The sequence below is a fragment of the Sphingopyxis sp. H073 genome, from assembly GCF_001468395.1.
Classification (GTDB): Bacteria; Pseudomonadota; Alphaproteobacteria; order Sphingomonadales; family Sphingomonadaceae; genus Sphingopyxis.
In genome coordinates, this window is the sequence record NZ_LNSG01000005.1 from 363,739 (window position 1) to 382,670 (window position 18,932).

The 18,932-nt window shown below is 64.1% G+C and carries 23 protein-coding genes; 14 read left to right on the forward strand and 9 right to left on the reverse strand.

What is annotated here, in order from left to right:
• Nucleotides 1-27: 27 nt before the first annotated feature.
• Nucleotides 28-618, reverse strand: a complete 591-nt coding sequence (locus ATE64_RS12375; protein WP_058457166.1) for a LysE family translocator — start codon at nt 616-618, stop codon at nt 28-30.
• A gap of 74 nt (nt 619-692) precedes the next feature.
• On the opposite strand from ATE64_RS12375, the gene ATE64_RS12380 reads away from it, so the two are divergent.
• From ATE64_RS12380 to queE, 8 genes are all read left to right on the forward strand, one after another.
• Nucleotides 693-1,145 carry an Lrp/AsnC family transcriptional regulator gene (locus ATE64_RS12380; protein WP_058457165.1) on the forward strand — a complete coding sequence of 151 codons (453 nt, stop codon included), beginning with the start codon at nt 693-695 and terminating at the stop codon, nt 1,143-1,145.
• Nucleotides 1,146-1,213: 68 nt separating this feature from the next.
• The gene (locus ATE64_RS12385) at nt 1,214-2,200 is read left to right on the forward strand and encodes an LLM class flavin-dependent oxidoreductase (RefSeq protein ID WP_058457207.1); all 987 of its coding nucleotides are present in this window, start codon (nt 1,214-1,216) and stop codon (nt 2,198-2,200) included.
• A 108-nt stretch (nt 2,201-2,308) separates the two neighbouring features.
• Nucleotides 2,309-3,496: an aspartate aminotransferase family protein gene (locus ATE64_RS12390; RefSeq protein WP_058457164.1), complete on the forward strand. Its 1,188-nt coding sequence runs from the start codon at nt 2,309-2,311 to the stop codon at nt 3,494-3,496.
• Complete coding sequence (argF, locus tag ATE64_RS12395; RefSeq protein ID WP_058457163.1) at nt 3,497-4,420, forward strand: ornithine carbamoyltransferase; 924 nt, start codon at nt 3,497-3,499, stop codon at nt 4,418-4,420.
• Nucleotides 4,417-5,331, forward strand: a complete 915-nt coding sequence (locus ATE64_RS12400) for an Hsp33 family molecular chaperone HslO (protein WP_058457162.1) — start codon at nt 4,417-4,419, stop codon at nt 5,329-5,331. The genes argF and ATE64_RS12400 overlap by 4 nt, the downstream gene beginning before the upstream one ends.
• A gap of 145 nt (nt 5,332-5,476) precedes the next feature.
• Nucleotides 5,477-5,881: a hypothetical protein gene (locus ATE64_RS12405; RefSeq protein WP_231729135.1), complete on the forward strand. Its 405-nt coding sequence runs from the start codon at nt 5,477-5,479 to the stop codon at nt 5,879-5,881.
• Nucleotides 5,882-6,061: 180 nt separating this feature from the next.
• Nucleotides 6,062-6,745: a 7-cyano-7-deazaguanine synthase QueC gene (gene queC, locus ATE64_RS12410; RefSeq protein ID WP_058800171.1), complete on the forward strand. Its 684-nt coding sequence runs from the start codon at nt 6,062-6,064 to the stop codon at nt 6,743-6,745.
• A 4-nt stretch (nt 6,746-6,749) separates the two neighbouring features.
• A complete protein-coding gene (queE, locus tag ATE64_RS12415) occupies nt 6,750-7,382 on the forward strand; it encodes a 7-carboxy-7-deazaguanine synthase (RefSeq protein WP_058457160.1) in 633 nt (210 codons plus the stop codon).
• A gap of 4 nt (nt 7,383-7,386) precedes the next feature.
• Here queE and ATE64_RS12420 read toward each other — a convergent pair whose 3' ends face one another.
• Complete coding sequence (locus tag ATE64_RS12420; protein ID WP_058457159.1) at nt 7,387-7,722, reverse strand: hypothetical protein; 336 nt, start codon at nt 7,720-7,722, stop codon at nt 7,387-7,389.
• 10 nt (nt 7,723-7,732) lie between these two features.
• Complete coding sequence (gene lipB, locus ATE64_RS12425; RefSeq protein ID WP_058457158.1) at nt 7,733-8,386, reverse strand: lipoyl(octanoyl) transferase LipB; 654 nt, start codon at nt 8,384-8,386, stop codon at nt 7,733-7,735.
• A gap of 132 nt (nt 8,387-8,518) precedes the next feature.
• On the opposite strand from lipB, the gene ATE64_RS12430 reads away from it, so the two are divergent.
• On the forward strand, nt 8,519-9,259 hold the full coding sequence (locus ATE64_RS12430) for a hypothetical protein (RefSeq protein WP_058457157.1): 741 nt from the start codon (nt 8,519-8,521) through the stop codon (nt 9,257-9,259).
• Between the two features lie 117 nt (nt 9,260-9,376).
• Nucleotides 9,377-10,252 (forward strand): hypothetical protein, encoded by an 876-nt coding sequence (locus tag ATE64_RS12435; protein ID WP_058457156.1) that lies wholly within the window; start codon nt 9,377-9,379, stop codon nt 10,250-10,252.
• A gap of 52 nt (nt 10,253-10,304) precedes the next feature.
• Here the strand turns inward: ATE64_RS12435 and hemF are convergent, their stop codons facing one another.
• Nucleotides 10,305-11,165 carry an oxygen-dependent coproporphyrinogen oxidase gene (gene hemF, locus ATE64_RS12440; RefSeq protein WP_058457155.1) on the reverse strand — a complete coding sequence of 287 codons (861 nt, stop codon included), beginning with the start codon at nt 11,163-11,165 and terminating at the stop codon, nt 10,305-10,307.
• Nucleotides 11,162-11,620 carry a tRNA (cytidine(34)-2'-O)-methyltransferase gene (locus ATE64_RS12445; RefSeq protein ID WP_058457154.1) on the reverse strand — a complete coding sequence of 153 codons (459 nt, stop codon included), beginning with the start codon at nt 11,618-11,620 and terminating at the stop codon, nt 11,162-11,164. Before ATE64_RS12445 ends, hemF begins: the two co-directional genes overlap by 4 nt.
• A gap of 225 nt (nt 11,621-11,845) precedes the next feature.
• Here ATE64_RS12445 and petA point away from each other — a divergent pair, with 225 nt between their 5' ends.
• Genes petA through ATE64_RS12465 form a run of 4 tightly spaced genes read left to right on the forward strand, consistent with a single transcriptional unit; the run spans nt 11,846 to nt 15,121 of the window.
• Nucleotides 11,846-12,403, forward strand: coding sequence for a ubiquinol-cytochrome c reductase iron-sulfur subunit (gene petA, locus ATE64_RS12450; protein ID WP_058457153.1), 558 nt, complete (start codon nt 11,846-11,848; stop codon nt 12,401-12,403).
• Between the two features lie 13 nt (nt 12,404-12,416).
• On the forward strand, nt 12,417-13,697 hold the full coding sequence (locus ATE64_RS12455) for a cytochrome b/b6 (RefSeq protein WP_058457152.1): 1,281 nt from the start codon (nt 12,417-12,419) through the stop codon (nt 13,695-13,697).
• A gap of 31 nt (nt 13,698-13,728) precedes the next feature.
• On the forward strand, nt 13,729-14,538 hold the full coding sequence (locus ATE64_RS12460; RefSeq protein WP_058457151.1) for a cytochrome c1: 810 nt from the start codon (nt 13,729-13,731) through the stop codon (nt 14,536-14,538).
• Nucleotides 14,539-14,566: 28 nt separating this feature from the next.
• Nucleotides 14,567-15,121 (forward strand): adenine phosphoribosyltransferase, encoded by a 555-nt coding sequence (locus ATE64_RS12465; protein WP_058457150.1) that lies wholly within the window; start codon nt 14,567-14,569, stop codon nt 15,119-15,121.
• A gap of 505 nt (nt 15,122-15,626) precedes the next feature.
• Here the strand turns inward: ATE64_RS12465 and ATE64_RS12470 are convergent.
• The 4 genes from ATE64_RS12470 to ATE64_RS22105 all read right to left on the reverse strand — a co-directional run.
• Nucleotides 15,627-16,382, reverse strand: a complete 756-nt coding sequence (locus ATE64_RS12470; RefSeq protein WP_082657732.1) for a DUF1134 domain-containing protein — start codon at nt 16,380-16,382, stop codon at nt 15,627-15,629.
• Nucleotides 16,383-16,704: 322 nt separating this feature from the next.
• A complete protein-coding gene (locus ATE64_RS12475; protein ID WP_058457148.1) occupies nt 16,705-17,784 on the reverse strand; it encodes a site-specific integrase in 1,080 nt (359 codons plus the stop codon).
• 160 nt (nt 17,785-17,944) lie between these two features.
• Complete coding sequence (locus ATE64_RS21680) at nt 17,945-18,118, reverse strand: hypothetical protein (protein ID WP_156416583.1); 174 nt, start codon at nt 18,116-18,118, stop codon at nt 17,945-17,947.
• 27 nt (nt 18,119-18,145) lie between these two features.
• A partial coding sequence (locus tag ATE64_RS22105) for a hypothetical protein (RefSeq protein ID WP_197410143.1) occupies nt 18,146-18,932 on the reverse strand: 787 nt, incomplete at its 5' end.

The window sequence follows — 18,932 nt, forward strand, 5'->3', positions numbered from 1 at the left end:
GTTGCGGATCGCAACCTTGCAATCGGATCAGATAAGAAGCGCGAGCGACCCCACCAGCAACGCCGCCATCGTCCAGTTGAACGCGCGCAACCGCGCCGGGCTCGACAGCCAACCGCGCAGCGACACGCCCATCACCGCCCACAGGCTGGTCGAGGGGAGGTTAATGATCCCGAAGATGACCGCGACGAGGAGCACCGCGGCGAAATTGCGGTCGGGGGCGTAGAGCGCGATCGCGGTCAGCGCCATCGACCAGGCTTTCGGATTCACCCACTGGAACATCACGGCCTGGAAAAAGCTCATCGGCTTGGCGCGCGGGTTTTCGCCGTCACCGGGCGCGGCCGCGTTGGCGATCTTCCACGCGAGCCAGAGCAAATAGGCGACGCTCACCAACTTGAGCGCGATGTTGAGCACCGGGAACATGTCGAACAATCCCATCAACCCCACGCCGACGAGGACGATCATCAGCGTGAAGCCGATGCCGACGCCAAGGGCGTGCGGTACGGTGCGGCGAAGGCCGAAGTTCGCGCCCGACGCCATCAGCATCATATTGTTCGGCCCCGGCGTGATCGACGAGACGAGAGCGAAAGCGGAGAGCGCGGCGAGGGTGGTCTGTTCCATGTGGCGCAACATAATGCGTTTCGATGCGCCACGGATTGCAAAGATAGGTAGTCTTGGGATAGATTGTGCAATCTATGATCAAGATCGACGCCATTGGCCGCAAGATATTGCGCGAACTGTCGCGCGACGGGCGAATCTCGAACCTCGAACTCGCCGATCGCGTCGGCCTGTCTCCCTCCGCGTGCCTGCGCCGCGTGCAGGAGCTCGAGCGCAGCGGCGTTATCAAGGGCTATCGCGCGGTGGTCGACCCGGCGAAGCTGGGGCTGACGTTCCTGGCCTATGTGACCGTCGGCCTGTCGTCGCACACGAAGAAGTCGCAGAATGATTTCGAGGCGGCGATGGCGCTCGCTCCCGAAGTGCGCGAGTGCCACAATCTCACCGGCGCGATCGAATATCTGCTGCGGGTCGAGACCGAGGATCTTGCCGCGTACAAACATTTCCATACCGAAGTCCTCGGCGTGCTGCCGCAGGTGCATTCGATCACCACTTATGTGCTGATGGAATCGCCGAAAGACGAGCGGGCGTAGATTTTCTTCTGCCTGCCCGCGGAGGGCTGTGGTTGAACCCGCAGCGCCGCGACCGCATATCGGCCCGCATGACGAAACTGTCCTTTCTCGACCTCGTGCCCGTAACCGACACCGGCACAATAGCCCAATCGCTCGCCAACGCCGCCGACCTCGCGAAGCACGCCGAGGCGCTGGGCTACGAACGCTATTGGGTTGCCGAGCATCACGGGATGGCGGGGATCGCGAGCGCGGCGACCTCGGTCGTGCTCGCGCATATCGGGCAGGCAACGTCGAGCATCCGTATCGGCGCGGGCGGGATCATGCTGCCGAACCATGCGCCGATGGTGATCGCCGAACAGTTCGGCACGCTCGAAGCGCTATTCCCCGGCCGCGTCGATCTCGGCCTCGGGCGGGCTCCGGGTTCGGACGGCGTCGTCGCCCGCGCGCTCCGCCGCAATCTCGCGAGCGACGAGCGCCAGTTCCCGCAGGATGTGGTCGAGCTGCAGGCATTCCTTGCCGGCGACGAGCGGCTGGGCATCCGCGCGGTGCCCGGCGAGGGGACAAGGGTGCCGCTCTGGATTCTCGGGTCGAGCCTGTTCGGTGCACAGCTCGCGGCGATGCTGGGCCTGCCCTATGCCTTCGCCAGTCACTTCGCGCCGGACGCGCTCGACGAAGCGCTCGACATCTATCGGCGCCAGTTCAAGCCCTCGGACCAGCTTGCCGAGCCATACGCTGCCGCGGCGTTCAACGTCTTTGCCGCCGACACGCGCGAGAAAGCCGAACTGCTCGCTTCGTCGCAGCAGCAGGCGTTCGTCGCGCTGCGCACCGGCAATCCCGGCAAGATGAAGCCGCCGCTCGAAGGCTATAAGGACAGCCTGCCGCCCAATGCGCGCGCGATCCTCGACCATGTGCTGCAATGCTCGGCGGTCGGGACCATCGACGATGTCGCCGCAGGCCTCAAGGCGTTCAGAGCGCGTACCGGCGTCGACGAGATCATCGTCGCTTCTTCGATGTATGATCACACCGCGCGCAAGCATTCGGTCGCGCTCGCGATGGAAGCGGCGAAAACGCTCTAACCCCCGTGTTGACGCGGCTCCGGCCGCGGCAGTATAGGGGCGGCCCCACCAAGGGCGGCCCGTTCGGGGTCGCCTTTTTACGTTTGTCTTTCTCGAAAGGTGCCCGACATGTCGATCACGCCGCTGATGCCCGTTTACCCCCGGTGCGGTGTGCGTCCGGTGCGAGGCGAGGGCGCCTATCTGATTGGCGAGCGCGGCGAACGCTATCTGGACTTCGCGAGCGGCATCGCGGTCAATCTGCTTGGCCATGGCCATCCACATCTGACCAAGGCGATCCAGGATCAGGCCGCGACGCTGATGCATGTGTCGAACCTTTACGGCAGCCCGCAGGGCGAAGCCTTTGCGCAGCGTCTGGTCGACAACACCTTCGCCGACACCGTCTTCTTCACCAACTCGGGTGCCGAGGCGGTCGAGTGCGCGATCAAGACTGCGCGCGCCTATCATTCGAGCGCGGGCAATGCCGAGAAGCACACGCTGATCACCTTCAACAACGCGTTCCACGGCCGCACGCTGGGCACGATCTCGGCGACCAATCAGGAAAAGCTGCGCAAGGGTTTCGATCCGCTGCTGCCGGGTTTCGCCTATGCGCCGTTCGACGACCTCAATGCGGCGCTCGACCTCGTCGACGACAACACCGCGGGCTTCCTTGTCGAGCCGGTGCAGGGCGAGGGCGGCATCCGTCCGGCGTCGCAGCCTTTCCTGCAAGGCCTGCGCGACATCTGCAACGAGCGCGATCTCGTGCTGGTATTCGACGAAGTCCAGTGCGGCGTCGCGCGCACCGGCACGCTCTATGCCTATGAACATTATGGCGTGATCCCCGACATCATGGCGACCGCCAAGGGTATCGGCGGCGGCTTCCCGCTCGGCGCCTGCCTCGCGACCGAAAAGGCGGCGCGCGGGATGGTGATCGGCACGCATGGTTCGACCTACGGCGGCAACCCGCTCGCGATGGCGGCGGGGCAGGCGGTGTTCGACGTCATCCTCGAGGAAGGCTTCCTCGATCAGGTCAAGACGACCGGCGAACGCCTGCGCGGCGCGCTCGAGCAGCTGATCCCGAACCACGACTCCTTGTTCGAAAGCACCCGGGGTCTCGGCCTGATGCTCGGTCTGAAGCTCAAGAGCGACAGCCGCGCCTTCGTCGCGCACCTGCGCGACAATCACGGGCTGCTGACCGTCGCGGCGGGCGAGAATGTCGTGCGCGTGCTGCCGCCGCTCAACATCGAACAGGTGCATATCGACGAATTCATCGAGAAACTGTCGGCGGGGGCGGCGAGCTATACGCCGCCCGAAGCGTAAATGCGGAACTTCCTGAACCTGTCCGATGCGGGCGGGGATGCGGTCGCGGCGATGCTGGCCGACGCGATCGATCGCAAGGCGGCGCGCGCGGGCTGGCCGAAGGCGAAGCCCGACGCCGACGCCCCGCTCGCCGATCATGTGCTCGCGATGGTGTTCGAAAAGAATTCGACGCGCACGCGCTGCTCGTTCGACCTCGCCATCCGCCAACTGGGCGGCGTGCCCATGATCCTCGACGCCGGAACGACACAGCTCGGCCGCGGCGAGACGATCGCCGACACCGCGCGCGTGCTGTCGCGCTATGCCGATGCGATCATGATTCGCACCGATCATCACGAGAAGATCGAGGAACTGGCTCAGTACGCTGACGTTCCGGTCATCAATGGCCTCACCGACCTGTCGCATCCGTGCCAGATCGTCGCTGACCTGCTGACGATCGTCGAAAGCGGCAAGGCACTGCCGGGGCTCGAACTCGCGTGGCTCGGCGACGGCAACAACGTGCTCGCCTCGCTGATCGAGGCGGCGGGGCTGTTCGGCTTCAACGTTCGCGCGGGCGTGCCGCAGGGCTATGAACCCGATGCTGGTTTCGTCGAGGCGGCGCGCGCAAGGGGCGCGCGTATCGACATCGTGCGCGACGCGCGCGAAGCGGTCGCGGGCGCCGATTTGGTCGTCACCGACACCTGGGTGTCGATGGGGCAGGATCATGCGCACAACAAGCTGGCGGCAATGGCGCCCTATCAGGTCGATGAGCGGCTGATGGGTGCGGCCAAGGGCGATGCGCTGTTTCTTCACTGCCTGCCCGCGCATCGGGGCGAGGAAGTGGTCGACGCGGTGATCGACGGCCAACAGTCGCGCGTCTGGGACGAAGCCGAAAACCGCGTTCACGCGCAAAAATCGGTGCTGCTTTGGGCCGTCGGGAAATTATGAGCGAGATTATCGAAACCTGGTTCGACCAGCCGCTGCTGTTCACGATCAGCGAGCGCCATGTTCGCGGCCGCCTCGTGCGTCTTGGGCCCACGCTAAACACGATCATCGCCGCGCATAACTATCCGCCGGTCGCCGAAAAGCTGCTCGCCGAGGCGCTCGCATTGACCGTGCTGCTGGGCTCGACACTCAAGGACGAGGGGAGCCAGCTTACGCTGCAGGCGCAGACCGGCGGCGGGCCGATCGAACTGCTTGTATGCGACTATCGCGGCGGCGAACTGCGGGGTTACCTGAAATTCGACGCCGAGCGACTGGTCGGCGTCGGCGCCGATCCGACGCTGTTTGCGCTGTTCGGTGAGGGGTTCCTGGCGATCACCTTCGACCAGGCGGTGACCGGCGAGCGCTATCAGGGCATCGTGCCGCTCGAAGGATCGTCGATCGGCGACGCCGCCGAGCATTATTTCGAGCAGTCCGAACAGATTCCAAGCCTGATCAAGCTGGCGGCGCGCCACGATGCCGAGGCGGGGTGCCTTGCTGGCGGCCTGCTGCTCCAGCATCTTCCCGAGGGCGAAGTCGGACGCGACCGCCTGCATGTGCGGCACGATCACCCCGAGTGGGAACATGCCAAGACCATCGCCGCGACGCTGAAGGACGAAGAACTCACCGACCCGGCGACCTCGCTCGAGACGCTGGCATGGCGGCTCTTTCACGAAGACGAGGTGCGCGTCCAACCGGGCGTAGCCGTATCGCGCGGCTGCCGGTGCAGCATCGACTATTTTGCCGGCGTTCTCTCGAAATTTCCCGAAGGCGAACGCCGCGAGATGGCTGATGACGATGGGCTGGTGCAGGTCGATTGCGCCTTTTGCTCGCGCGTCTTTCCAATCCCGCTCGACGATATCGCGGCGCACGGCTGAGTGTTTTACCCCCTTGATTTCACCGGGGTGACGACGAGACGAGGCATATCGGCGCCAAGCGGTTGAAATGCCTGCCCTGGCTTGCTAGCTAATGGGACCAGGGGTCGCGTTTTGCCCGGACCAGGGCAGCCAGATGGAAGGTGTAATGGCGATCTTCTCTCCCATGTTTCGAACGACCTTGCTGGCTCTCGGAGTTGCCGGAGCAACCGCGGTTCCGGCACAGGCGCCGTCGCTCGCGATGCTCGACCGCCTCGAAAAGGGCAGCTGGCAGCTTCGCGAACGCGGCAAGGATGCGGTGCTGCAGACGGTCTGCCTCGGCGACGCAAGGCGCCTGATCCAGGTCTATCATCCGCAGCAGGGCTGTTCGCGCTATGTTATCGAGGATACGCCGGCCTCGGTGACCGTCCATTACACCTGCCCGGGCGCCGGGCACGGGCGGACGACGATCCGCAGCGAAACGAACCGGCTGGTTCAGATCGACACGCAGGGGATTGCCGACGGCCGCCCCTTCTCGCAGGCGATCGAGGCGCGCCGCGCGGGCGGCTGCTGATCACCGCGTTCTAACGGCTTGTTAACCATCGCCTGCTAGAGGGGTTGGACGACGCACCGATGTGTGTCCTTCTCCCTACGGCTTTATGCCGACCTAGGCCGTGCGGCTCGCGCCGTGCGGCCTGTTTCTTTGTGCGCCGCAATACTTGCACGCCTGCGGGCGCAGGCCTATCTGGCGCCGATGCAGGATGTTTCCGGAAAAAGCGTCATCGTCCTCCTGTCGGGCGGTCTCGATTCGATGGTGTGCGCGGGGCTCGCGCGCGAGGCGGGGGCGCGGATTGTCGCGCTGACGATCGACTATAACCAGCGCCACCGCGTCGAACTCGAATCCGCCGCGCGGATCGCCGCCTACGTCGGCGCGGCCGAACATATCGTCCTGCCGCTCGACCTCCGCCGCTTCGGCGGGTCGGCGCTGACCGCCGACATCGACGTGCCCAAGGAAGGTGTCGGCAGCGATATTCCGGTTACCTATGTGCCCGCGCGCAACCTCATCTTCCTGTCGCTCACGCTCGGGCTTGCCGAGGCGCGGCACGCACAGGATATCGTGATCGGGGTCAATGCGCTCGACTATTCGGGCTATCCCGATTGCCGTCCCGAGTTCATTCAGGGGTTCGAGAAGCTTGCGGCGCTCGCGACGCGCGACGGGGACCAAGGCGTCGAGTTTCAGATCCACGCGCCGCTCCAGCATATGACCAAGGCCGACATCGCGGCCGAGGCTGCGCGGCTCGGCATGGATGCGGCGATGAGCTGGTCGTGCTATGACCCGACGCCGGAGGGGCTGCACTGCGGATCGTGCGACAGTTGCCGCCTGCGGTCGAAGGGCTTCGCCGACGCCGGGCTGCCCGACCCGACGCGCTACGCCTGATCCGATGACCTATTCCGTCAAAGAGATTTTCCTGACCCTGCAGGGCGAGGGCGCGCAGGCGGGCCGCCGCGCGGTTTTTTGCCGTTTTGCCGGCTGCAATTTGTGGACGGGACGCGAGCAGGACCGCGCGAAGGCGATCTGTAAATTCTGCGACACCGATTTCGTCGGCACCGACGGCACGCTCGGCGGCAAATATCGCGATGCGGCGGCGCTCGCCGCGGTGATCGCCGAAAGCTGGGGCGAGGGCGCCGACGACCGCTACGTCGTGCTCACCGGCGGCGAGCCGATGCTGCAGGTCGACGCGGCGTTGATCGACGCGCTCCATGCCGAGGGTTTCACCATTGCGATCGAGACCAACGGCACGCAGGATGTTCCGCGCAGCATCGACTGGATTTGCGTCAGTCCCAAGGCGGGTAGCGAACTGGTTCAGAGAAGCGGCGACGAACTGAAGCTCGTCTGGCCGCAGGCGGGAAGCGATGTTGCGATGCTGGCCGATCTGGATTTCGCGCATCGGCTGATCCAGCCGCTCGACGATCCGAACGCCGCCGCGAACGTACAGGCATGTATCGACCTGGTGATGGCCGACCCGCGCTGGCGCCTGTCGCTGCAGACGCACAAGAGCCTGGGGCTGCGCTAAAACCCTATTGGGTCTTTTTCGTCGCGCTTTCGGCAGAGATGGCCTTTTGCGCGACGGGCGCCTCGACCGCGTCGGGATCGCTGCTCTCGTCAGTTTCGGCGGTATCGGCCGTTTCGCTGGCGGCGGCCTTCGGCGCTTCCTTCTTCGTGCCGTCGTCGGGGACGCTGTTGTCGACCGCTGTGCCGTCGCCCGCCGCGTCGTCGAGGATGATCATCGAATCGCTGATCGTGCCCGGCTGCACCTCGACAGCGTCTAGCTTGGTCGTCGATTTGCCCGCGGGCTCGCTGTTGCAGGCGGCGAGCAGGACAAGGGGCAGGGCGATGAGGATGATCCGCGTCATGCCGCCGTTCCTAGTCGCTTGCCCGGAGCTTGTCGAGAAAGGCGGGCAGCGTCTCGGCGAGCGCCCGGTCGACGTCGGCGAAGGTGGCCGGGTTGCCGAGCGCGGCGAGGCTCGTGACCGGGAACTCGGCGATCCCGCACGGCACGATCCCGGTGAAATGGGCAAGGTCGGGGGTCACGTTGAGCGAGAAGCCATGCAGCGTGATCCAGCGCTTTACGCGCACGCCGATCGCGCCGATCTTCGCCTCGCGGCCATGTTCGTCGTCGGTCCAGATACCGATCCGACCCTCGGCGCGTCGCGCCTCGACGCCGAGCAGTCCGAGCGCGTCGATCACCCAGCCCTCGAGCGCCGACACATAGGCGCGCACGTCGCGTCCGCGCCGCGTGAGGTCGAGCTGGACGTAGCCGACGCGCTGGCCGGGGCCGTGATAGGTGTAGCGCCCGCCGCGCCCGGCGGCGAACACCGGAAAGCGCGGATCGAGCAGTTCGGCGGGATCGGCGCTCGTCCCGGCGGTGTAGAGCGGGGGATGCTCGAGCAGCCAGATGCGTTCGCCAGCGTTGCCCGCGTGCATCGCGGCGGCACGCTCCTCCATGTCGGCAAGCGCGGCCGCATAGTCGGTCAGGCCGGGCGAGACGTGCCATTCGGGGGTGGGCAGGATGGTCATCGGGCGCGCTTCCTGCCCCTTTGCGCGCGGACAGGCAAGGGGGCGCGGACGCCGTAGCGACAAGGCTGGACATTGGGGGCGAACAAGGTCAGTCTCCGATCCTGGGCTTCTGCCGATAAATATGGGGTATCAATGGCAAAATTCGACATGGGTGCGGCATGGGAAGACAGCGTGGCATTGCTGAAGTCGCACACGACGCTGACCGGGACCATCGCGGCGGTTTTCCTGTTCCTGCCGTCGCTTGCCGTCGCATGGTTCGGACCCGCACCGATCGAGCCGCCGCAGGGCGCGACACTCGAGCAGATATCGACAACGTTCCAGCAGAATGTCTGGCAGATGCTGCCCTATCAGCTGACGGTCGCGGTGTTTGCGATTGTCGGAACGGTCGCGATCTTGCGGCTCTGGCTGTCGCGCACCGCGACGAGCGTCGGCGAGGCGCTGGCCTTTGCCGCGCGGATGATCCCGACGCTGATCGGCCTGCAGATCCTGACCGGGCTGATCGTCGGGATCGGCTTCGTTCTTCTGATCATTCCGGGCCTCTACCTGATCGGGCGCCTCGCGCTCGTCTCGCCGCTGGTCGCCGACCGCGGCATCGGCAATCCGGTCGAGGTGATCCGCACGAGCTGGGACATGACGCGCGACAATGGCTGGGCGATCTTCTTCTTCCTGTTGCTGGTGACGATCGTGATCGTGATCATCATGCTGATCCTGATGGGCGTCGTGAGCGTCGTCACCGGAACGGGGCCCGGGATCGGGCATATCGTGAGCGGTTTCCTCGAATCGGCGCTCGGCGTCGCCGCAACGATGGTGACGATCGCGATTTCCGCAGCGGCCTACCGGCAACTCGCGACGCGGGCGTCGACCTTCGAATAAGGGCATTACCCCGTCCGCGCCGGGGAAGGATGCGCGACTGGTGTGAATAGAACATAGGAGGTTTGGGGTCGCCTGACGTGACGCAACAACAAGGTCAGGTATGAAAGGGGGAATGAGATGAACAAGATGAGTATCGGTGCGGCTTTTTCGGAGACGTTCGCTTTCCTGAAGGCCAATTGGATGCAGATGTTGACGTGGATCGTGGGCGCCGTCGTCGTGCTCGGTTTGCTCGGCTATCTCATGCTCGGATCGACTATCACGACGATGGCGATGTCGGCCGGCGATCCGTCGGCGGTGATGGGGGCCATGGGACGATTGTTCCTGTTCGGCGTCTTGGCCGCGGTCGTTCTATATGCGGCTTGCATGCTGATCTGGCGCAGCGGGCTTTATCCCGGCGAAGCGCCGAACTTCGGTTGGGCGCTGCAGGCCGGACCGGCATTTGCTTTCGGCATGTTGGTCGTATTCATCGCGATCTATCTTCTCGTGATCATAATCGGCTTCATATTCGTGCTGATTTTCGGCGCCGCCTTTGCAGGTGCCGGCGGCTTTTCGCCGAGCGCATTGGAGTCCGGTACGCTCGGTGGCGGGGCCATGGTGTTGATGGTCATCTTCTACCTCGCGATGTTGGTTTTCTTCCTGTGGGTATTCGGTCGCCTCTCGGTAGCGGGCCCGGTCATGGCCGACCGGCTGACGCGCAATCCGGTTACGGGCATCACCGAATCGTGGCGGATGACCGCCGCATCGCAGTGGTCCATCGTCGGCTTCTACGTCCTCATCTTCATCCTCTCGATCGTTTACGGGTTCGTGGTGGGGATGGTGTTTGGCGGAATCATGGGGGCCGCGATGTCGGGCGAGCCGGGTGTTGGCGCGTTCATCTCGATGATCGTGATGGCGCTCGTCGTCTATGTGCCGCAGTTGCTTCTGTCGTTCGCGATGCCGATCGGCATCTATCGGGCGATCGCGCCAAAGGCATCGGCCGACGTTTTCGCCTGAACGGGCTTCAGGCGAGGAAGGGGCGCTCCGGAAACGGAGCGCCTTTTTCGTCTCACTTCCATTTCGCGAGCGGCGGCAGGCTCATCAGGATCGCGTCGATATTGCCCCCGGTCTTGAGCCCGAACAACGTCCCGCGATCGTAGACAAGGTTGAATTCGGCGTAGCGGCCGCGCCACACGAGCTGCTCCTCGCGCTCCGCCTCGGTAAAAGGCTGGCCCATCCGCCGGCGGACGATCTGCGGAAAAATGTCAAGAAAGGCCTCGCCGACCGCTTGCGTGAAGGCGAAGTTGCGATCGAACTCGGGATCGTCGCCGCATTCGAGATGGTCGTAGAAGATGCCGCCGACGCCGCGATGTACACCACGGTGCGGGATGAAGAAATAATCCTCGGCCCATTTCGAATAGCGTTGATAGACGTCGGGACCGTAAGGCGCACATGCCGCGCGCAACCGCGCGTGGAAGGCGTCGGTGTCTTCCTGGTAGGGAATCGGCGGGTTGAGGTCGGCGCCGCCACCGAACCAGCGCTTCGTCGTCGCAAGGAAGCGCGTGTTCATATGGACGGCGGGGACATGCGGGTTCGCCATATGCGCGACGAGGCTGATGCCGGTCGCGAAGAAATTCGGATCGTCGCCCGCGCCGTGGATCGATTTGGCGAAGTCGGGCGCGAACTCGCCGCCGACGGTCGACACGTTGACCCCGACCTTTTCGAAGACCTTGCCGGTCATCACGCCGCGGACGCCGCCGCCGCCCTCGCCGGACGGGGTGCCTTCGGCCTCGCGATCCCACGGCGTGTAGGAAAAGCTGGCGTCGCTGCCCGCCTCGCGTTCGATCGCCTCGAACTCGGCGCAGATGCGGTCGCGCAGCGATTCGAACCAGGTGCGCGCGGCTTGCTGCTGGGGATCGAGCGGGATCATCGGGGAAAGCCTTTCGTCTGCCGGAGCGCCTCGGCGAGCGCGATGCCAGCCGCGACCGCGACATTCAAGGATCGAAAGCCCGGCTGCATCGGAATCGCGACCCGCGCGGCCACGGCCTCGTGAACATGGTGCGGAACGCCGGCGCTCTCTGATCCGAACAGCAGCACGTCGCCATGACCGAAATCAAAGTCGGGAAGCGGCGTGGCGCCCGCGGTCGTCAGCAGCACGATGCGCTGTCCGCCGATCTGCGACCCTTGCCGGAAGGCCTGCCAGTCGGGGTGGCGCCGGACATTCGCACGCACCGCATAATCCATCCCGGCCCGCTTCAGCGCCGCGTCGCCGAATGGGAATCCGCAGGGTTCGATGATATGCGCGGGGACGCCGAAACAGGCGGCAGTCCGCAATATCGTGCCGACATTGCCGGCGATGTCGGGCTGGAACAGGGCGATTTCCATGCCGCTCCCATAGCGCCGGAAGGGCCGGGAATCGAGGGGAGGACGGCGAAGCGCAAGCCAGCATGGACAAAGCGGAAATTGCCTGTTGGCAAGCCCGGACAGTGCGGCTATCAGGCCCGCAATTCCCGGAGGGGCCGCCGGGCTGCGCCATTTCGCGTGCGCGTTGGCAGGGGCGGGTCATCCTTCTGGGGAGCTATGTCAGTTCACCCATGCAAGGGCAGTCGAATGACCAGTGAAACCGATATTTCCGCCCGCATCGAAGATGGCGTGCGGCGCCGGGACTTCATCAACATCGCAGCAGTGAGTTTTGCCGGTGTCGGTGCGGCCGCGGTGGTGCTTCCCCTGGTCAATCAGATGAATCCGTCGGCCGACGTGCTTGCGCAGTCCACCACCGAAATCGACATTTCCGCGATCCAGTCCGGGCAGGCGATCAAGACGAGCTGGCGCAAGCAGCCGGTGTTCGTCCGTAACCTGACGCCCGTCGAAATCGCGGAAGCGAAAAAAGTGCCGCTGTCGGATCTGCGCGACCCGCAGACGATCGACGAGCGCACCAAGCCGGGCAAGGAAAACTGGCTGATCACGCTCGGTGTCTGCACCCACCTCGGTTGCGTGCCGCTCGGCGCCGCCGAGGGCGAGAATCGCGGCGACTTCGGCGGATATTTCTGTCCGTGCCACGGTTCGCACTACGACACCGCGGCGCGCATCCGCAAAGGCCCGGCGCCCAAGAATCTGGTCGTGCCGCCCTATGAATTCAACAGCGACACCGTCGTGACGATCGGCTGAGGAGCGAGATAAGATGAGCTTTCCCTGGGCCAAGAACTACGAACCCAAGCAGCCGCTGATGAAGTGGCTGGACGAGAAGCTGCCGCTGCCGCGTCTCGTCTATAACGCCATCGGCGCCGGCTATCCGGTGCCGCGCAACCTCAACTATTTCTGGAACTTCGGCGTTCTCGCGGGCGCCGCGCTGGTCATCCAGATCGTCACCGGCATCGTGCTGGCGATGCATTATGCCGCCAACGCGGGCGTCGCGTTCAACTCGGTCGAGCATATCATGCGCGACGTGAACGCCGGCTGGTTCATCCGCTACGCGCACATGAACGGCGCGAGCATGTTCTTCATCGTCGTCTATCTGCACATCTTCCGCGGCCTTTACTATGGTTCGTACAAGGCGCCGCGCGAAATGGTCTGGCTGCTCGGCGTCGTGATCTTCCTGCTGATGATGGCGACCGCCTTCATGGGCTATGTCCTTCCCTGGGGCCAGATGAGCTTCTGGGGCGCGCAGGTGATCACCGGCTTCTTCTCGGCGATACCCGTCGTCGGCGATCCGATCCGCGTCTGGCTGCTCGGCGGCTTTGCGCCGGACAATGCCGCGCTCAACCGCTTCTTCTCACTGCACTATCTGCTGCCCTTCGTGATCGCGGGTGTCATCATCCTGCATATCTGGGCGCTGCACATTCCGGGTTCGAACAACCCGACCGGCATCGAGGTGAAGGATGAGCAGGACACCGTCCCGTTCCACCCTTATTACACCGCGAAGGACGGCGTCGGCGTCGGCGTGTTCCTGCTGCTGTTCGTCGCGCTGACCTTCTTCAGCCCGAACCTGCTCGGTCATGCCGACAACTATATCGCCGCGAACCCGCTTTCGACGCCCGCGCATATCGTGCCCGAATGGTATTTCTGGCCTTTCTACGCGATCCTGCGCGCCTTCACCTTCAACTTCCTGTGGATCGATGCGAAGCTGTGGGGCGTCATCGCGATGTTCGCGGCGATCGCTTTGCTGTTCTTCCTGCCCTGGCTTGACAGCTCGCCGGTGAAGTCGTCGAACTATCGCCCGCTCAACCGCATCTTCTTCTGGGTGCTCGTGGTCGACGTGCTGATCCTTGGCTATTGCGGCAAGAGCCCGGCCGAACAGCCCTATGTGCTGCTAAGCCAGCTCGGCGCGATCTACTACTTCGCCCACTTCCTGATCATCCTGCCGATCGTCTCGCGGATCGAACGTCCGCTGCCGATGCCGAATTCGATCACCGAAGCGGTCCTCTCAAAGCATGCCGACGACACGTCGGCGGCCACGGCCTGAGCGCCGGACTTTAATAGGAGCTGATACAGCCATGGTTCGTCCGCTCGGTTTCCTCGTCGGCCTGGGTTTCATTGCCGCGCTGCTGTTCGCGATCTTCACGACGCCGCTGACCAATGAGCCCAACGCTTCGCACGAGTTCCACAAACATCCGAAGCATCTGAAGCTGGCCAGCGATGGCCTGATGCCGCACTGGGACAAAGCCCAGCTGCAGCGCGGTCTTCAGGTGTACAAGGAGGTCTGCTCGGCCTGCCACAGCCTGCACCTCGTCGCCTTCCGCGATATTCAGGATCTGGGCTACACCGAAGGCCAGGTGAAGACGTTCGCCAAGGGTTTCCAGGTCCCGTCGGTCAACCCCGACACGGGCGAACCGGCGACGCGTGACGGCCTGCCGTCGGATTATTTTCCCGGCCCCTATGCCAATGAAGTCGCCGCGCGCGCAGCCAACAACAATGCGCTGCCGCCCGATCTCTCGCTGATCACCAAGGCGCGCGAAGGCGGCAAGGACTATGTCTATTCGCTGCTGACCGGTTTCCAGAACCCGCCGGCGAACCTGCCGAAGGAACTGAAGCCGGGCACGGGCCTGCACTTCAACCCCTATTTCGCGAACCTCAACCTCGCGATGGCGCCGCCGCTCACCAAGGGCCAGGTGACCTTCGCCGACGGCTCGCCGAACACGGTCGATGCGATGGCCAAGGACGTTACCGCGTTCCTGGTGTGGACCGCCGAGCCCAAGCTGGTGAAGCGCGTGCAGGTGGGCTGGGCGGCCTTCCTCTTCCTGCTCATCTTCACCACGCTGACCTATCTGTCGTACCGCAACATCTGGGCCGACAAGAAGCATTGAGGATTGCGGGGGGAGGGCGACCGCCACGATGATCGCCCTCCCGCCTCAGCCCGACCTCGACCTCGCGTCGCTCGTCCGTACCATCCCGGACTTTCCGAAGCCGGGAATCCAGTTCCGCGACATCACCACCCTGATCGGCGACGCGGCCGGTTTCTCCGAAAGCGTCCGGCGTCTGGCCGCGCGCGCTGCCGCCTATCGTCCCGATTTCATCGTGGCGGTCGAGGCGCGGGGCTTCCTGTTCGGCGCGGCGATGGCGACCGCCTTGGGGATCGGCCTCGTCCCTGTGCGCAAGGCGGGCAAGCTGCCCGGTGTGACGATCGGCGTCGACTATGAGCTGGAATATGGCACCGACCGGCTTGAGCTACACGAAGGCGCGATCCTGCCGGGGCACCGCGTCGTGCTGGTCGACGACCTGCTGGCGACGGGCGGAACGATCCTCGCCACGGCCGCGCTGATGCGCAGCGCCGGTGCCGAGGTCGCGGCGGCGCTGTTCGTCATCGACTTGCCCGACCTCGGCGGCTCGCAGCGGCTGGAGGCCGCCGGACTGGCGTGCGAGACGCTGATCGCCTTTGACGGGGATTAGGATAGCTGTCCGCTTCGGTGTGAAGTGCCGTCACGCCTGCCTTGGTCATCGCGGCATAGTTTGCAAAGTTAAGGAAAGTTCAGCCCATTGCAGCGCCCGTTTGGCGCCGGGAGGGTTGCCGAACGCATTTCGCGTGCCTTGCCGCGGCCTGACGCCAAGCCGGACCACAACCGAGTTTGTCCGCCAGATGAAAGAGCCGGACGAAGGCTGGCATAGCGGGATAATGTAGGAAAGGCCTATTTGAGGGTAGTGGCGGCTTTGGGGTGGATTCCAGACCTTCAATTCTCGTCATGCTGAACTTGTTTCAGCATCCATGGCCGGGCCTTGCATCCGGCGCGGCGCCGAAGGAAACGGCAGACCATGGACCCTGAAACAAGTTCAGGGTGACGATGCAGGATGGGTCAGCTTCCGGTCGAAACCAGCCGCGCACCACCCCCTGGCCACAAAAGAAAAGCCCGCGCCGGAGCGCGGGCTGTGTTCGCCCCCTTGGCGCGATCCCTGGCCCTTAGAAGGGGATCCAGTTCTGCTTCTTGCGAATCTTCATATAGCCGGCGTTGATGCCCAGCCGCGCGCCGACGCCGACGCGGATCGGGATCAGCACCACGTCGCCGCGGCGCAAGTAGCTCGCGTTGAAGCCGCCAACGAGATAGGCGGCGCCTTCGCCCGCCGGATAGCGCTTGTAGAGATCCTCGGTGTCGAAGAGGTTATAGACGAGGACGAAGGTATTGCCCGCATTGGCACCCGCGTCGAAGCCGATCGACGGGCCGGTCCAGTAAGCGGGCTTTTCCCCCTCGACCTTGTGATGGAGCGTGCCCGAACCGTAGCGCAGCCCGATGCCGAGCGCGCCGCCGGCCTCGCGCCCGACGATATAGGCGTTGGGCTGGCCCTGCTTCTTGAGGATATCCTCGATCAGTCCGGCGAGGCCCTGCGCGCCCTTGCCGAACACGCCCTCCGCCGCCCCGATCAGATCGTCTTCCTTGTAGGTCGCGCTGGAATCGGCGGTTGTCACCGTTGCCGGCGGCGTTGCCGCGCCAGTGTCGGGGGTCGCGTCATATTGCTGGCTGCCCGTCGCAAGGTCGCTGCTGTAGCTGTCGTTCGCGGGCGGCGTCGACGGTGGAGGCGGCGAGGGATTGTTGAGATCGGCATCGATCGCCGTGTTCGGGTCGACCGAGGTCATCTGCGCGGCCGCCGGGAGCGGCGACAGCGCAAGGCCGATCGCGGCGATGGCCGCGGCGGTGAAGGTGGCAAGGGCTCTACGCATAAATTCCCCCAAATCGATCGGCGCCCGCGGCGCGTTGCGGTTAACCATGACTCCGACAGTGAATCCTCGGCAATGAACCGGCGATGACCCGAGTCGATTTTGCGCCAGACCGAATCATTTTTGCTGCGAATGGCGCAACAGGGGATCAAAAAAGAGCAATGTTTGACGTTGCGGGGCGCGAAACGCATGGCTATAGCGACCCGCCTAAGGCCAGCCTGTCGTTAGCGCGGCAGACCATGCGGAGACGTGGGTGAGTGGCTGAAACCAACGGTTTGCTAATACGTTAAACCACGATCCGCTAATCTCGTCAAGCGCTAGGTTTTTAGCCATTTTCGCCACCTTTCCCTTGGGCTAACCGTTGGTTGCGATGCCCGTTTTGTGACACCCCATGTTGGGCCGCCAGCTTCTCGGCGGGTGTCAGGTAGCGCAGATAATATTCCGTCGTCTTGACCGACGTGTGCCCGAGTTCCTGTTGCAATGCGTAGATCGAACCGCGCAGCTCGCGCAGATATTCGACGGCGAACAGGTGACGCAAATCGTGGAAGCGGAAAGGCCGAAAGTCGCCGCCCGCCTGTCGCACCTTTTGTTGCACCCGACGCACCGTCGCATAGAATTGCGCGGAGACGTTTTTGAACGCCACCCCGTCCCCGCGCCAGAACACAAATTGCCCCTTGTAGTGGCGGGGCTGGCGGCCGATTATTTCGAGCGCCTTTGCTGTCAGGGTGACCGCTCTCGCCCGTCCCGTCTTGGTCGCCGTCAGGGTCGCGACATTGCCGCGCACCTGGTTGTGCTTCAGGTTGACGATCTCGCTCTCTCTCATGCCCGTCTCGCGGGCGAAGGCGGCAAGGTCGGTGAAGCGGCTGCGCAATGCCAACACGGCCTCTATGTCGTCAGGATCGGGGAGAGTGATCGGGTCGCGTTTTTCCTTCACGCGGGTCCGGTCGATCATCTTTGCGGGGTTCTCTTCGATCCATCCTTCATCGACTGCCACCGCCAGCACAGACGATATGGCGGAAAGGTCGCGCCGGATCGTCGCGTTGGTCACGCCTCGCTTGCTGCGGTCGCGAATGAAGCGCTTGATGAAAGCGCCATCGATCTTCTGGACATGAACGCCGTCGAACCACTCGCGGGCCTGTCCTAGGCTAACCAGATAGCGCGACACCGTTGCAGGGCGAAGGTCGAGACGGGGAAGGGAGCTATTCCACTCCACTACCGCGGCTTCCCATGAGACTGGCTCGGCAGCGCCATAATAGGCTTGATCGATGATGCGCTGGCGTTCACTTTTCAGCCGCCGCTCGGCCTCTGCTTCAGAACGAGTTCGTAGGCTGAAGCAATATTGGACGTTTTTGACCTTGAAACGCGCCCACTGGATGCCGTTTCTCTGGAAGATGTTTTTTGGCATGGTGATCGTCCTAGGCGGCGAAGGGATTGAACGTCGAAGGTCCAGCGTCCAAAGGTGAGGCGCGCGCCGGGGATTAGGCCATTGGCGGCCTTTTCTTGCAAGGTCCGAATTGGGAGCCCGGTTATCAGGCTCGCTTCGGCACTACGGACACGCTCTGCCGTCACCTCCCCAGCACCCTGTCCAGAAAGGATTTGCGCTCGGGGCGAGTCTCGACGCGGCGCGGCACGGTACGGACATGCCGTCCGTTGCGGACATAGCCGGTGCTGGTCATCTTGACCGCGTTGGGATCGTCGGGAAGTCGCTCGATGGCGGTCCAGTTTCGGGAACGCATCATAAATTTCACCCGCCGCTTATTGGGCTGTCACGGGTTCCCTGTGGAAATGGATTGAAGGGTGGCGCGATTGTCGATCATCTGCTGATTGAGGGTCTCAGCGATCCAGACGCATGTTCCGCCGCCGTCGGCAATCGCTTCGGCTTTCACCGCCGAAAGCGTCGCTTGCGTATCTTCCAACGCCTCCCGCAGCCTCTCGTTCTCTTCCGCCAGATCGGGGGAGGGGGACGGGGCGGCGGTCGGGTCGGGAAGCGCCATCCAGCGGTCGGGATCGCCGTTGAAAGCCTGTCCGTAGGTGTTGCACCAGCCGAACCTGTGCTTCCATTTGCCAAGCTCGACATGCGGCGACATCTTCTCGTCGCCATCCCAGCAGACTAGGACGCGAGTTCCGTCTTTCGGGGCAGATTCCATCGAACGCCACCCAATCTCCCCCATCCCAAGCGAAGGACTGGCCTCAGGGGAGGCGGGACGGGTGCGATGCCCTTCGCCTTCGCAATCGGGGCAGGGCTCGACATATTCTTCCCCGCTGGCGTCCATGTCGCCTTTCATGTAGCGATCCCAATCGGTGACAAGCTCGCCATTCCCTTGGCAGCGTTCGCAAAAGACAACGTCAGGCTCGAAGGTCAGGGCGGCGATTACAGCGCCAAGACCCGGCATCTCGCTTGCGGCATGATCGTGCGCCGCTTCGGTGAAATCGGGATCGTCGGACAGCCCGTCATCTAGGAGCCCGTCCACGAACTCTTTTTCGCAGGTGTCGCGGCGGACATGACGGCGTTCGCGCCGGGTTTTGACCTGAGGGGTGGTAGAATCGCGGTGA